At 56.0% G+C, this 13,504-nt stretch carries 11 protein-coding genes, 1 tRNA gene and 1 pseudogene; 8 read left to right on the top strand and 5 right to left on the bottom strand.

Annotated elements, in window-relative coordinates; translation table 11 throughout:
• Positions 1-230: 230 nt before the first annotated feature.
• Entirely contained in the window at positions 231-1,595 is a 1,365-nt protein-coding gene (locus tag ASD46_RS24240) for an LLM class flavin-dependent oxidoreductase (protein ID WP_003514193.1), read from the top strand.
• A gap of 11 nt (positions 1,596-1,606) precedes the next feature.
• Positions 1,607-2,122, top strand: coding sequence for a flavin reductase family protein (locus ASD46_RS24235; RefSeq protein WP_003514195.1), 516 nt, complete (start codon positions 1,607-1,609; stop codon positions 2,120-2,122).
• A gap of 23 nt (positions 2,123-2,145) precedes the next feature.
• On the opposite strand, the gene ASD46_RS24230 is transcribed toward ASD46_RS24235, so the two are convergent.
• Entirely contained in the window at positions 2,146-3,066 is a 921-nt protein-coding gene (locus ASD46_RS24230; protein ID WP_029658811.1) for a LysR family transcriptional regulator, read from the bottom strand.
• Between the two features lie 129 nt (positions 3,067-3,195).
• On the opposite strand from ASD46_RS24230, the gene ASD46_RS24225 reads away from it, so the two are divergent.
• The 6 genes and pseudogenes from ASD46_RS24225 to ASD46_RS27865 form a co-directional block, all read left to right on the top strand.
• Positions 3,196-4,236, top strand: coding sequence for an aromatic ring-hydroxylating dioxygenase subunit alpha (locus tag ASD46_RS24225; RefSeq protein ID WP_013636820.1), 1,041 nt, complete (start codon positions 3,196-3,198; stop codon positions 4,234-4,236).
• Between the two features lie 137 nt (positions 4,237-4,373).
• Complete coding sequence (locus tag ASD46_RS26755; protein WP_076844623.1) at positions 4,374-6,335, top strand: DUF2817 domain-containing protein; 1,962 nt, start codon at positions 4,374-4,376, stop codon at positions 6,333-6,335.
• Positions 6,336-6,406: 71 nt separating this feature from the next.
• A complete protein-coding gene (locus tag ASD46_RS24210) occupies positions 6,407-7,201 on the top strand; it encodes a transporter substrate-binding domain-containing protein (protein WP_003514202.1) in 795 nt (264 codons plus the stop codon).
• 134 nt (positions 7,202-7,335) lie between these two features.
• On the top strand, positions 7,336-8,043 hold the full coding sequence (locus ASD46_RS24205; RefSeq protein ID WP_035198759.1) for an ABC transporter permease: 708 nt from the start codon (positions 7,336-7,338) through the stop codon (positions 8,041-8,043).
• Positions 8,044-8,047: 4 nt separating this feature from the next.
• On the top strand, positions 8,048-8,734 hold the full coding sequence (locus ASD46_RS24200; RefSeq protein ID WP_013636823.1) for an ABC transporter permease: 687 nt from the start codon (positions 8,048-8,050) through the stop codon (positions 8,732-8,734).
• Positions 8,713-8,823 (top strand): annotated as a pseudogene (locus ASD46_RS27865) (aldehyde-activating protein); the annotation flags it as partial. The gene ASD46_RS24200 and the pseudogene ASD46_RS27865, both read left to right, overlap by 22 nt.
• Positions 8,824-8,881: 58 nt before the next feature.
• Here the strand turns inward: ASD46_RS27865 and ASD46_RS24195 are convergent.
• The 4 genes from ASD46_RS24195 to ASD46_RS24175 all read right to left on the bottom strand — a co-directional run bounded on the left by ASD46_RS24195 (position 8,882) and on the right by ASD46_RS24175 (position 13,285).
• Positions 8,882-10,303 (bottom strand): FAD-binding oxidoreductase, encoded by a 1,422-nt coding sequence (locus tag ASD46_RS24195; RefSeq protein ID WP_035198760.1) that lies wholly within the window; start codon positions 10,301-10,303, stop codon positions 8,882-8,884.
• Positions 10,300-11,421 (bottom strand): histidinol-phosphate transaminase, encoded by a 1,122-nt coding sequence (gene hisC, locus ASD46_RS24190; RefSeq protein ID WP_025594467.1) that lies wholly within the window; start codon positions 11,419-11,421, stop codon positions 10,300-10,302. The genes ASD46_RS24195 and hisC overlap by 4 nt, the downstream gene beginning before the upstream one ends.
• Positions 11,422-11,462: 41 nt before the next feature.
• Positions 11,463-12,572, bottom strand: a complete 1,110-nt coding sequence (locus tag ASD46_RS24185) for a 2Fe-2S iron-sulfur cluster-binding protein (RefSeq protein ID WP_025594468.1) — start codon at positions 12,570-12,572, stop codon at positions 11,463-11,465.
• 636 nt (positions 12,573-13,208) lie between these two features.
• Positions 13,209-13,285: transfer RNA gene (locus ASD46_RS24175), tRNA-Met, on the bottom strand.
• Between the last annotated feature and the right edge of the window lie 219 nt (positions 13,286-13,504).

Genomic DNA, 13,504 nt, shown 5'->3' with positions numbered 1-13,504 from the left:
CAGCGACTTAAGTGTGACTTATGAATACTTATAGTGAAGCGCCATCATCAGGCCTTCCAACGGGAATGTGATCCTGTTGCGGGGCGCCGCAGCCTCTCGGGCTGATGCGCAGACGCGCCACTAATCCTTGTTAGTATTTCTAACCTACGGAGAAGATTTCGGCCGATTGTTGCAGCGTTGATCCTCGAATAGCCTGAGACCAGAATTGGTATCAGGCAAAAGAGGGAACGATGTCGAAACGGCAGGACAAGATCAAGCTCGGAACCTTTGTTTACACGTTCGGCTTCCATGCAGCCGCATGGCGGCACCCCGCAAGCAAGGTAACGGCAGCAACCGACTTCAGCCACATGTTGAATGTGGCCAGAATTTCTGAAGCTGCCAAATTCGATTTCATGTTCCTCGCCGATTCCGCTGCGGCTGCCGTTGGTGACCCCGACGCCCTGGCGCGCAGCCCGACCAAGCAGAACCGGTTCGAACCGCTTTCTCTCATCTCGGCACTTTCGGTGATGACGGAAAGACTGGGCCTGGTCTCGACGGTATCGACGAGCTATTATGAACCCTTCAATGTCGCCCGGATTTTCGCGTCTATCGATCAGCTGAGCCGGGGACGCGCCTGCTGGAATGTCGTCACCTCCGATCATGACGAGACCGGCTACAACTTCAATCGTCAGGGTCTCGATCCTCACGCCGTCCGTTACGAGCGTGCGCAGGAATTCATCGACGTAGTGTTCGGCCTATGGGACAGCTTTGAACGCGATGCCTTGCTGCTCGATCGCGAAAGCGGCGTTTATTATGACAAGGACAAGCACCATACCCTCAATCATGTCGGCAAGCATTTTCAGGTGCGCGGCCCCCTCAACATTGCGCCTTCCGAGCAGGGGCGGCCTGTTATTGCTCAGGCCGGCGGCTCCGAGGCCGGAATGAACCTTGCTGCACGGACGTCTGAAATCGTCTTCAGCCTGGCATCCAACATCGAGAGCAACAGGGCTTTCTACCAGAACGTCAAAGGACGTATGCCGGCATTCGGTCGCGATCCCAACGATCTCAAGGTCATGCCGGGAATTGTCGTCAATGTCGGGGAGACCGAGGCCGAGGCGAAGGCAAAAGTCGATTTTCTCATCGACAGCCTGCATCCGGACGTGGGTCGGTTGATGCTTTCGGAGTTCCTCGAAGCCGACCTTCGTGGCGTTCCACTCGATCAACCATTTCCGATGGACCGGCTGCCCGCCGAGCCGAAAGGCTCGCGCAAGATGTTTGACCAGCTCGTCGAGTTCGTCAAACAAGGACAGACAGTGGGACAATTGATCCGCCACTACGCAGAACGCCACACCGGAAACGGAATAACCGGGACACCAAAACAGATCGCAGACTACATGGAAGAGTGGTTCGAAACCCGTGCCGCCGACGGTTTTATTCTTATGTTCCCGACACTTCCCGCAAGCCTGGAAGATTTCGTCCGCCTTGTCTTGCCGGAGTTGCGGCGGCGCGGACTGTTTCGTGAGGAATATGAAGGATCGACGCTGCGCGAGAACCTGGGGCTTTCGATGCCTGCCAACCGTTACACGGCCGCCAAAGGCGATAAAGAGCGCATCTGAAGGAGCCAATCATGGTGGACCAGATGAAAATGCAGGTGCCGTCTCCGGGCGCTGACCTCTTCAAATCCTCCATGCGGAATCTGGCGGGTGCCGTTTGCGTCATCACGACAGGCACGGGTGAAACACGAACCGGCTTCACCGCAACATCCGTCACAGCACTTTCTGCGGATGGCCCGACTGTGATGGTCGCACTCAATCGTGGATCCTCGTCCTGGGAAATCGTCGAGAAAGCCAGACGGTTTTGCGTCAACGTCGTCGCTGAAGGTCAGGAAAACGTCGCCCACTCATTCTCGGGTTTTAATGGCCTTAAGGGTGCCAGCCGCTACGATGGCGCCGTCTGGCACACGATGGGGTCAGGCGGCCTTGCGCTGGATGGCGCTCTGGCAAGTCTGGACTGCGAACTCGAAGACGCGATCATCCATCGATCCCATGTGATCCTGATCGGCCTCGTCCGGTCGATAAGGACACATGACGATGCCAGGCCACTTCTGTACTGGCGCGGAGAATATCAACACATCAGAAGGTGATATCCCGAGCGGTAGGCCCTTAGTCACGCACTGCGGTTCGGGGACGATGCGACAGACTGCTTTTTCGCGATCCCCATCACCCACATGTGAAATTCTCTTCCGTAGGGCTTATCGAAAACGGAACGATCCCATGCCAGATAGTAGCTCTCGGGAAGCGGAAGGCGGATGTCGAAAGGAACAACAAGTGTACCGGCCTGCAACTCGTCCTCGATCATCGAGACCTGAGCCAGCACGAAGCCGTGTCCGTTGACCGCAGCGTCGATTGCGTTGCTCGACAACGCGAAAAACAGGCTCGAGAGTTTTTCATTCACGGTCGCGCCAACCAGCTGCGCCCACTCGCTCCATTGTGGCGGACGGCTGTAATGGGCTTCCCACTCGATATTGAGCAAAGGGAATTTGAGAAGGTCGGCGGCCGCCGATAATGTCCGTCCCCCGAGCAAACGCGGCGAACATGCGGGAACCACCCAATCCGTATAAAGCGGCACGAAATGCGCGTGCACCTCTGCCCGCTTTCCATAGGTTATGCGAAAATCGCTCTGGCCGCCCGACAGGCTGGGTTCGTCATCCTTGCCGATGATACGGACATTGGCTTCCGGATAGAGAGCCTGCCACTCGAAGATCTTGCGGCCGATCCACTTGTTCACAACCGAGCTGAGCGCAGTCAGCACGATGCCGGTCTGGCTCCGCGCCCGTTCGAGAACATCGACGGAATGATTGAGCTGGCTGAAGCCTTTGGCGACTTCCTTGTGAAGAAGAACACCCCACGACGTCAGTTCCACACGGCGTCCGATACGTTCGAGGAGCGTAACGCCGAGATGGTTCTCAAGCTTGCGCACCTGTTGGCTGATGGCACTGGGTGTTACGCCCAGTTCTTTGGCGGCCGTGCTCATCGTGCCGCACCTTCCTACGGCTTCGAAAGCTTGCAGGGCATGGAGTGGGGGCATAGCCAATAGAGTATCTCCAGTTCTGCTTTTTGTTAAGTTTTTCTAAACAAAAACGCAACGAAAATCCGCTTGTCCCGCATCGCAACAAGGAAAATACTGATCCGATTAAAGCGAGAACGGGGGAAGAAAATGTTTCTCAAGAATGCTTGGTACGTCGCCACCTGGGATCACGAAATCGGACGAGACCTGACACCCGTAACGATGCTCGGCGAAAATATTGTTCTTTATCGTCTTCAGAATGGCAAGCTTGCAGCGCTCGAAGATGCCTGTCCCCATCGCAAGCTCCCCTTGTCCATGGGGCGTATCAAGGGCGACGACGTCGAATGCGGCTATCACGGATTGACCTTCGACTGTTCCGGCGCCTGCACCCGCGTACCGGGTGCAGAGCGTATTCCACATGTGGCCTGCGTCCGCTCCTACCCGGTGGAGGAACGTTACGGGCTCGTCTGGGTCTGGATGGGTGAGGCCGCGAAAGCCGATCCCGCAGAGATTTTCCATGTCGAACATTTCGGTGATCCGTCCTGGGGCGTCAATCGCGGCGAGTCGATGACGATCAACTGCAATTACCTCTACATGACGGACAATCTGCTGGACCCATCCCACGTCGCATGGGTACATCAGAGCTCGTTCGCCAGTTCCGCCTGCGAAGAAACGCCACTGGAAACAACGGTGAAAAGCGATGGCGTCGTCGTCTGGCGCTGGATGCTGGATTCAGATCCAGCCCCCTTCTACGCACCGTTCCTGCAATTTGAGGGGAAATGCGATCGAAAACAGCATTACGAGGTTCGCTACCCCAGCAATGCCATCATCAAGGCCATCTTTGCACCATCAGGCTCCGGTGGCGAAGGCCGCGAATTGCCGGCCAACACGTTCTTGATGGACAGCTACAATTTCATGACGCCAGTCGATGAGAACCGCACGAAGTATTACTGGTTTCAGATGCGAAATTTCGCGCCCGACGACCCGGACGTTTCAGCGCGCTTCGCAACATCCGTACGCGGCGCATTCGAGGAAGACCGTGTCGTGCTGGAGGCGGTCCACCACGGGATCGCGAACAAGAAGACTCCAAACCTCGATCTGAAGATCGATGTCGGACCGCTGCGGTTCAGACGCAAGCTTTCACAGATGATCGATAGCGAAACCATGAATGTCGTCGCTGCCGCGGAGTAAGCGCCTGCGCCAGAATGACTAACGATATGGTCTTCGCCTGCTCAAATGGGTCAGGCGGAGATGGCAAAAAAAATAACCGGGAACATAGCTGGTGATCGGCAAAAGCCGACGCCCGCCACAAATCGGGAGTATCCTTGATGCGCCACATCAGGCAGCCTGAGCTCTATTCAGTGGACTATAATGTGCTGCGGCAACGTTTTCTTTCCGCCGCGCGCCGGTCGAATGCTGCGTTGTTCGAATATAAGCATCCATTGCATGGCCCAGGTGGAGAGCACCTTTTCACGGATGTTGCATATCTGGGCGAACGCAACGCGTCAAAAAAACTCGTCATCTTGTCCGGCACGCACGGAGTTGAGGGGCAATTCGGATCGGCTTGTCAGGCTGAATGGCTTGCCGCAAATAACCCGTTACCGCTTCCTCCCGATACGGCTGTGGTGATGATCCATCTGATCAACCCGTGGGGAACAGCATGGAGCCGACGGGTCAACGAGGACAATGTCGATCTCAACCGAAACTTCGTTGACTGGAAGAGAGCCGTTCCAAGAAACGAACGATACGCCCCACTCCATAATGCATTTGTCTGCGCCGAGTGGGATGGACCCGATCGTGACCGTGCCGATCAACTGCTGAGAGATGCCAAGGCCGCTTTAAATGGTCACGCCGGGATCGCCGCGATTATCGAAGCAGGCCAATACGACTTTCCAGACGGACTGTTTTATGGCGGAAACGGCCCGACATGGTCGAACCGCACCCTCAACGATATCTTGAGCACTTTCGTCAGTGGCGCGTCGGATGTCGTCGTCTTCGATCTTCACACCGGTGCAGGCCCTTACGGATATCCCGCGCTGCTATCCGTGGCGGAAGAGGACCATGCCGGTCTGGAATGGGGCAGAAAAACCTATGGCCACGCACTCGCGGTCGTGATGACCGGCAAGGGCGCAACGACCGATACCGGCATTGCGGCAACGGCCACGGGCTACGTTTCAGCAGCGGTCTGCAAATCCTTGCCGGACAGCCGCGTATTGCCGCTGGTAATCGAATGCGGAACCCTTGAAGGCCCGGTGGTGATGGACGCCGTGCAGGCGGATAACTGGCTGCATCTTTTCGGGAATATCGAATCTCCGCTTGGGCAGAAAATCAAGAAGACGCTGAGAACTGCGTTCATTCCTGACGATCCCGAATGGCAGCAGAACTGTCTTGGGACAAGCTTGCGATATTTCGACCGCGCGCTGACCGCACTTGCCTCGGTTACTCCACCGGCTTCAAAGGGCGCAACCGCTCCGGCTTTGGTGAGCGACTGGCCACCGGCCGTGCCTGTGAACACCAAACGCCATGAACGGCCAGCCGTTGAAGTTCATGATCTCCACAAAAGCTTCGGCACGCACGAAGTCCTGTCGGGCGTGGGGCTGAGTGCCGATCCCGGTGAAGTCGTTTCCATGATCGGCTCGTCAGGTTCCGGCAAGAGCACGTTTTTGCGCTGTATAAACCTGCTTGAACAGCCCAGCAGTGGAACGATCGTCGTTGATGGCGAGGAAATACGAATGAAGGGCGGAGCGAATGGCCGTTCGCAGCCAGCAGACATGCGCCAGGTCGAAAGAATTCGCGCCCGCGTGGGAATGGTATTCCAGAACTTCAATCTCTGGCCCCACATGTCCGTGCTTGAGAACATCATCGAGGCTCCCGTCCATGTTCTTGGCGAGCGTCGCCAGGATGCAATCGACCATGCCCATCAGTTGTTGAAGAAAGTGGGACTGTCGGAAAAGCATGCCCAATATCCCGGGCAGCTCTCCGGCGGCCAGCAGCAGCGTGCGGCCATCGCAAGAACACTGGCCATGCGGCCAAAAGTCATCCTCTGTGACGAACCGACATCCGCTCTCGACCCCGAACTTGTGGGAGAGGTCCTGCGCGTGATCCGTCAGCTGGCAGAAGAGGGCAATACCATGATCCTCGTGACGCATGAAATGCAGTTCGCGCGCGAGGTATCTCACAAGATTCTCTTCTTACACAAAGGAAAGGTGGAGGAAGAGAGTACCCCGGCGGAATTGTTCACCAATCCGCGATCGGAACGCCTGCGTCAGTTTCTGTCGCGAACGTTATGACGTGATCCGCTGTGCCGGCGCTGTGTCCGGCAAATCAAACCCAACAAATAACCAAATAGGGGAATTCGCATATGAATCTGAAAGTCCTGTCACTCGCCCTGCTTCTTGCAGGCGTCAGCACGGCGCACGCTGCCGAAGGCGAATTGTCGATCGGCACCGAAGGTGCCTATCCACCATGGAGCATGGCCGATGCTGCCGGCAATGTAACCGGCTTCGACGCCGATGTCGGCAACCTGCTCTGCACGAAGCTCGCCGTGAAGTGCCGGTTCGTCGTGCAGGCCTTTGATGGCCTGATCCCTGCCCTCAAGGCGAAGCGCTTCGACGTCATCATCTCCGGGATGTCGATTACCCAGGATCGAAAAAAGGAAATCAATTTTTCGGTCGGATATGCTGAGCTGGCAAACATGTTCCTCGTTCCCAAGACGTCCGATCTCGCCGGCATCAAGGATATCGACACTTTGTTGAAGGGCTTGGACGGCAAGACGATCGGCGTTCAAACCGGCACGACGCACGCCCATTTCATCGAAAAGCGGGTGCCGAATGCCAATCTCAAAACCTACGACACGCTCGACAATATGCAGATCGATCTCGCAAGCGGCCGCGTTGAGGCAGCATTTGCAGACGCCTCTGCACTTCAGGATTTTCTCGCCAAGCCCGAAGGCAAGGACTTTCAGTTTGTCGACGTGAAAGTTCAGAGCAAATTCGATTCCACCCTCGGCGAAGGGATCGGCGTCGGTATTGCCAAGGAGAACACCGAGCTGAAGACGAAGATCGACAAGGCACTGTGCGAGCTCGTCGCGGATGGTTCAATCGGCAAAGCGAGCCAGAAGTGGTTCAAGATGGATATCTCCAGACCCTGCAACTAAGACGCCTGCCCCGCTCTTCCCAGAAGTGCGGGGCAACCACTCAATCGCAACCTGACAGGGTGCGCACGGTCGAAGACGCTGATGCCCGCTGCCAAAAAGGCAAGGGAGTGCGCAGCAAAACCAAGGCAAATCCAATGGAGTCTAGTCTGATCCTAGTTTGGCAGGGTGGTTGGATAAGAGCCATTCTGCAGGGGGCCGCAATAACGATTGCCGTCGGTACGGTCAGCATGCTTGTCGGTGCGTTGATCGGAACCTTGTGCGGCGTCATCAAGTGGGCGCGGATATTCCCGCTGACACTTGTGGTAGACGCCTATACCTCTCTCGTGCGGGGGGTGCCTGAACTGCTTATCATCTATCTGCTGTTCTTTTCTTCCGTGCAATTCGTGACACAGGTTGCCACAGCTTTCGGATATGCTGCCCTTGCGGACAGCGGATATGCCTTCATCATTGCCATCATTGCCATCGGTACGATTTCAGGCGCCTACTCGACCGAGGTTATCAGGGGAGCATTGGCTTCCATTCCGACGGGACACATCGAAGCTGCGCGTGCACTGGGGATTCCGGGGCGCCGCATCTTCAGGCGCATCATCATCCCGCAAATGCTACGCATTGCCATCCCCGGTATGAACAATGTCTGGCAGACAACCATCAAGGACACGGCACTGGTATCGGTTGTCGGGCTACAGGAACTGATGCGCGCCGCCTCGGTTGGCGCCGGTAGCACCCGCAATCCCCTGATTTTCTTTCTTATTGCAGCCGTCGTGTATTTCGCGATCACCATCATAAGCCAGGCTGGATTCGACAGGGTCGAACGCCTGGTGAGACTAAGGGCGAGGAAGTAACGCGATGGATATCGAATTCCTGAAAACATCGATGCCTTTCCTCTTGAAAGGGCTTTCCACAACGGCGACCATAACCGCGATATCTGTCGCGATCGGTTTCAATCTCGGCCTTGGTCTTGCGCTCATGCGGCTGTCCGAAAACCGTTTCCTTGCCGGGTTTGCAAAATATTACAGCATGGTCTTTCGCGGTACACCGCTGCTTGTACAGCTGTTCCTGTTTTACTACGGGCTTGGCCAAATTGGCTTTATCAAAGGCAATGCCATAACGTGGTGGGTGATTAGTGATGGTGCGCGCTGCGCGGTCATGGCGATGGCGCTCAACACAGCCGCCTATACATCGGAGATTCTGCGAGGCGGATTATTATCGGTTCCCGCGGGTCTCAAGGAAGCGGCCAAAGCCACGGGAATGTCACCATTTATGCGTTTCCGCCGGATCGAATTCCCGCTCGCCATTCGCCAGGCTCTGCCGGCTTACGGCAATGAGCTGATCCTCGTCGTCAAGGGTACGAGCCTTGCCTCGACAATCACGGTTCTCGAGATCACGGGATATGCAAAGCGCCTGATGAGCCAGACATTCGCGATTTTCGAGGTTTTCGCCCTGGCGGGTGCCATCTACCTCGTCATCAACCTCACCCTCGTCATGCTCATCCGCATGCTTGAGGCACATCTGATGCGTCACGAAGCGCGCTGAAGGCCATTAGACTCGAACCTTACGACTGCCTGTCACGCGCATTGATGGACTATATCGCCGCCTGGACAGCCAAAAAAATGGCGTTCTGAAACGTAGTCGCCCATATCGTGTCCGCGCCGCGCGCCTAAAGAGCGCGGCGTTGTCATGTCAGCCGGTGACTTTGCCGGGGTTAAGAGTGTATCCGCCATCGATTGCGGCCTTGATCTGCGTCATCAGGGCAAATTTTACCGGGTTCGCTGTCTCCCGCAACGCATGAATGCGTTTGGAGCCTATCCCATGTTCCGCCGAGAACGAACCACCCGATTGCGTCAGGTCGCGGTAGAGAACGGATTCGATGGCAGCAATCTTGGCGGGCGTCAGAGCTGTCCCGGCTGCATTGAGAACAATGTGAAGATTGCCATCGGCAATGTGGCCGAAGAGGTAGGGATCGAGGAGAGGATCGATTGACCGAAGCTCCGGTACGCAGCGAGCCACATATTCTCCGATCTGCGACAAGGGGACGGAGACGTCAAAGGACGGCGCAGCCGGATATCTGCGATAGATAAGGTCCGTGTCCTCCCTCAGACGCCACAACTCTGCTTCCTGTGCCTTCGATGTTGCGACGACAGCGGACACGTTCGGATAGGTTTCATACAGCTCCTCGTAAATCCGGCCGAGCTCCATCTGAAGCTGTTCCTCGTCACCGCCGCCCAGAGACATGATGAGGTTGAGAGGATAGTCAGGGGCATAATCTGGCGCCGACCAAAGGTGCTCGCCCGCCGTCAGGGAGAAAAACGAATTCCAGATCGCTTCCGCCGCACGCATGTGGCCATACCTCACGGTCAACCCCAGCCTGGTTGCATCAAGAGCCGCTTCAACGGAGGGAAACCCAAAAAGTGCGGTGGCGGTTGCTGCGGGAACCGGCTCCAGCTTGATGGCAACCCTGGTCACTATACCAAGCGTACCCTCGGCCCCGATGAAGAGATGCTTCAGATCGTATCCTGCGGCGTTCTTCACCACGCGTGTCAGGTCGGAATATATCGAGCCATCAGGCAATACGACTTCCAGCCCGAGCACGCGATGTCGCATCACCCCATATCGAAAAGCAGAAATCCCGCCGGCATTGGTCGAGACCATTCCGCCAATCGTGGCAGAACCACGCGATGGCAAGTCGATGCCTGGCTCGAGACAATGCTCCGATGCGGCCGCCTGCAACGCTTGAAGCGTAACGCCTGCCTCCACAACGGCAACGCGCTCATCTGGATAGATTTCCACGATCCGGTTCAGCCGGGCGGTCGACACCACGATTTGACCGGGGACGGACACACCCCCGCCAACAAGCCCGGTTCGGCCACCCTGCGGTACAACCGATATACCATGGGCAACCGCAGTTTTTATGATCGACGCAACCTCGTGCGGAGATGAAGGGAAAGCAACCGCATCCGCACCGAAATTCGCAGGCGTTACGCCATAATCGAGATTGGCAACGGCATCACCGCGTTTCAGGTTCGACAGGCCGATAATCTGGTCGATTTCATTGAGAAACGCGGCGGACAAATCCCGTGTTAAGGCGGTATTGTGTTCGATCATGACGCGACTTTTGCCTCAGGAAGCTTATCTTTGAGTGAGCGTAACGCTTCGAGAAAACGGTCGTTTTCCGCAGGAAGCCCGACGGTCACACGAATGAAGCTGGCGAACTCCGGTTCTTTCCAGGGCTTAACGATGACGCCATGGGACAGGAAATAATCGAAAGCGATCGAACTGTCGCAACCAACATCGATGAAGAGAAAATTCGTCTGAGAATCCGGAACGAAAAGATCAAGCGAGGCGATTGCCGCAGCCATGCGCCTGCGCTCCTTGACGACGCTTTCGACTGAAACCCGCATCCAGTTTTCGTCATCGAGCGCGGCAACTGCGGCCAATTGCGCGGCTGCATTGACGTTGAACGGTGTTTTTGCAGATGACATGGCCTGTGCCAGCCGCTCATCGGAAGCCACGGCATATCCGACGCGCAACCCAGCCAGCCCATAGGCCTTCGAGAACGTCCTGAGCACGACCCAGGAGATAGCGCTGTCAGCCAGTGTCTTAAGCCCATCTGGCGTATTCCCGTCGCAGAATTCGAAATAGGCTTCGTCGAAAACAAGCAACGTCTCTTTCGGGACGGCTGCAATGAGGCTTGAGAGCTGATCCTGTCGCAACGCCGGGCCCACGGGATTGGAAGGCGAGGAGATGAAGAATATCGATGGCTTTTCGCGCAATGCGGTCGTCATCGCCTCAAGATCGAACCGAAGATCCTTCGTCATCGGTATCTTGATGATTTTCGCACCATTTGCTCTGGGCTCGATTTCGTGAAGGCCGAAACCAGGTATCATCGCGACCACGGTAGCATCCGGACGCAGGACCGCGCGACAAACGGCAGCGATCATCTCTTCCGAGCCGTTTCCAATGACAATCCGGTTTCCGGCAACGCCGAGCTTTCGACTAAGCGCATCACGCAAAATCACACAGGCAGGATCCGCATAGCGTGAAGGGTCGAGACTGGCCAGCGCAGCGGTTACCTTCGGAGAGCAGCCATATGGATTCTCATTGCTGGCAAGGGCCGCAATATCGGTCAAACCCGTCTTGCTTCGCGCAACAGCGATATTCATTCCAGCATTATAAGGCGGGAGTTCAGCAACGTGCGGGTTGAGTCTGAGTTCATCGGCCATGGGTTGATCTCGCTGATTTGGACAAACGCTGGAATCTGGTTTCAGAGGTCGAGTACGATTGAACTCACGGGCTTGGAACAACAGAGGAGAATCTGCCCGGATGGCACGTCATCCAGCGGCTCTTCCACATATTCAACGTCGCCGGACACAAGGTCCTGGACACAGCTGCCGCAGACACCCGCGCGACAGGAGAATGCTGGCTCAATACCCCGGCTCTCCAGAAAGCTCAGGATGGATTCCGAGGCTGAATCCCACTCGAATCTGGCATTTGACTTTCCAAGAACGATCTCGATGCCGGAGTACTCAGGCTCTGACGCCACCGGAGCAACAGTGAGGCTGAGGTTTGCTTCCTTCTTCGGCTGCGATGGCGAAAGCAGGGAGGCAGGCCCGAAAAATTCGTAGGCAATCTTGCTTTTCTCCAAGCCGAGGGAGAGGAGCAGGTCATACATCGCCTGCATGAACGGCGGTGGTCCGCACATATAGACTTCGTAATCGTCCAGCGGCAGAAACGACTGCAAGGTCTCCCGCGTGATGAAACCGGCGGAATGGAACAGCCCGGCTTTAGCATCCTCGTCGGTCGGAAAACGATAACAGTAATGAATATGGACGTTGCTGCGCTGTTCAGCGAGCACCCGTACTTCTTCACGCAGCGCATGGGTAGCAGCCCCGTCGCAGGCATGGACGAACCAGACGGGCCGATCGCTTTCCGCAACCAGGACCTTCAACATGGAAATCGTAGGTGTCAGCCCGACGCCACCAGACAAGAGAATAACCGGTCGCTGACTGGCCTTGTCGAGTTTGAAGGCACCACGCGGCCTGTCAATATGGATGACCGCACCCTCTTCTACTGCGTCGTGGAGCCAGCACGAAACAAGACCATCGGCCATATCGGGCGTTAAAGCGGCCTCCCGTTTCACGGTAATACGATAGACCCCGATCTCATTTGGTCCTGACGAAACCGTGTAATTCCGGACAAGCGGTTCTTTGCCTTCGGGATGCGATATCTGGATCGTCAGAAACTGGCCCGCCTCAAAAGTACACCAATCCGCAGGATCGACAGGCGTGAGGTAAAACGACGTGATCGTGGCACTCTCGCGCACCTTGCGCTTTACCTCGAACGGGCGAAAACGTGGATCCAGGCGGGTCGTCATGATTTGCTTGTCCTGATGATTGCAATATCCGGAAATCCGCAGATCGCCTCGAAAGCCCTCCCCGTGAGATCGCTCAAGGCTTGCTTCAACCTGCAGACGGTCAAAGGTTTTCGCGGGAGGCAGAACTTCCTCAAAAACTCGCTGACAATTTGGTCTTCACCAATTTGCAGCCCCAAGGCCTCACCTCAATTTATCCCTCTGACAAATCTCATTATTTGCGCGTCAACAAAGAGAGACAATCCCGCCACAGATGGGTTTTTGTTTAGAAAAGCTAAACTATGGAGATTTGAATTGGCGCGAGCAACTCTGGATTTGCGCCCTCGTTTTTACTGGGATACGCCAAAGCAGAACGTGATCTTCGTAAACAATCGTTAGATAGTTGCAGAGTGCTCCGGGAGCAGGATACAGGCCTAGGTGCACGCTATCAGAGCCCCACGGGGCTGTACCACCAGCAAGTCATTTGCGGTATCCAAGGCCCTAAACGCAAAGTGCCCTCCGGGATGGGAGGGCTTTGTTGTTGATNATCAGAGCCCCACGGGGCTGTACCACCAGCAAGTCATTTGCGGTATCCAAGGCCCTAAACGCAAAGTGCCCTCCGGGATGGGAGGGCTTTGTTGTTGATAGTCTTGAAGATATTGGTTGCGGGGGCAGGATTTGAACCTGCGGCCTTCAGGTTATGAGCCTGACGAGCTACCGGGCTGCTCCACCCCGCGTTACCAGCGTAAATCCCTATTGGATTTATCGCGACCAGCGTAAATCCCTATGGGATTTATCGCGACTGCATCACAGGGACGCTGTGATGTATAGTTCCGGAGCAAATTGCCGAAGGCGATTTGTCTCCTTTAAGGGACGCACGTTGCGTTTTCCTTATGTTTTCATGTTCCGCAATGCAAAAAGGCCGCTTTGAGCGGCCCTTTGTATCGGCTGGGCCG

It is taken from the genome of Rhizobium sp. Root491, assembly GCF_001427205.1.
Lineage (GTDB): Bacteria > Pseudomonadota > Alphaproteobacteria > Rhizobiales > Rhizobiaceae > Agrobacterium > Agrobacterium tumefaciens.
Note: the sequence above shows the minus strand (reverse complement) of the source record. Positions and strands in the feature narration are given on the sequence as shown.

Bases quoted from the DNA above. Each gene is read 5' to 3' on its own strand.
- ASD46_RS24240 (WP_003514193.1), top strand. From the start codon at position 231: ATGTCGAAACGGCAGGACAAGATCAAGCTCGGAACCTTTGTTTACACG.
- ASD46_RS24235 (WP_003514195.1), top strand. From the start codon at position 1,607: ATGGTGGACCAGATGAAAATGCAGGTGCCGTCTCCGGGCGCTGACCTC.
- ASD46_RS24230 (WP_029658811.1), bottom strand. From the start codon at position 3,066: ATGCCCCCACTCCATGCCCTGCAAGCTTTCGAAGCCGTAGGAAGGTGC.
- ASD46_RS24225 (WP_013636820.1), top strand. From the start codon at position 3,196: ATGTTTCTCAAGAATGCTTGGTACGTCGCCACCTGGGATCACGAAATC.
- ASD46_RS26755 (WP_076844623.1), top strand. From the start codon at position 4,374: ATGCGCCACATCAGGCAGCCTGAGCTCTATTCAGTGGACTATAATGTG.
- ASD46_RS24210 (WP_003514202.1), top strand. From the start codon at position 6,407: ATGAATCTGAAAGTCCTGTCACTCGCCCTGCTTCTTGCAGGCGTCAGC.
- ASD46_RS24205 (WP_035198759.1), top strand. From the start codon at position 7,336: ATGGAGTCTAGTCTGATCCTAGTTTGGCAGGGTGGTTGGATAAGAGCC.
- ASD46_RS24200 (WP_013636823.1), top strand. From the start codon at position 8,048: ATGGATATCGAATTCCTGAAAACATCGATGCCTTTCCTCTTGAAAGGG.
- ASD46_RS24195 (WP_035198760.1), bottom strand. From the start codon at position 10,303: ATGATCGAACACAATACCGCCTTAACACGGGATTTGTCCGCCGCGTTT.
- hisC (WP_025594467.1), bottom strand. From the start codon at position 11,421: ATGGCCGATGAACTCAGACTCAACCCGCACGTTGCTGAACTCCCGCCT.
- ASD46_RS24185 (WP_025594468.1), bottom strand. From the start codon at position 12,572: ATGACGACCCGCCTGGATCCACGTTTTCGCCCGTTCGAGGTAAAGCGC.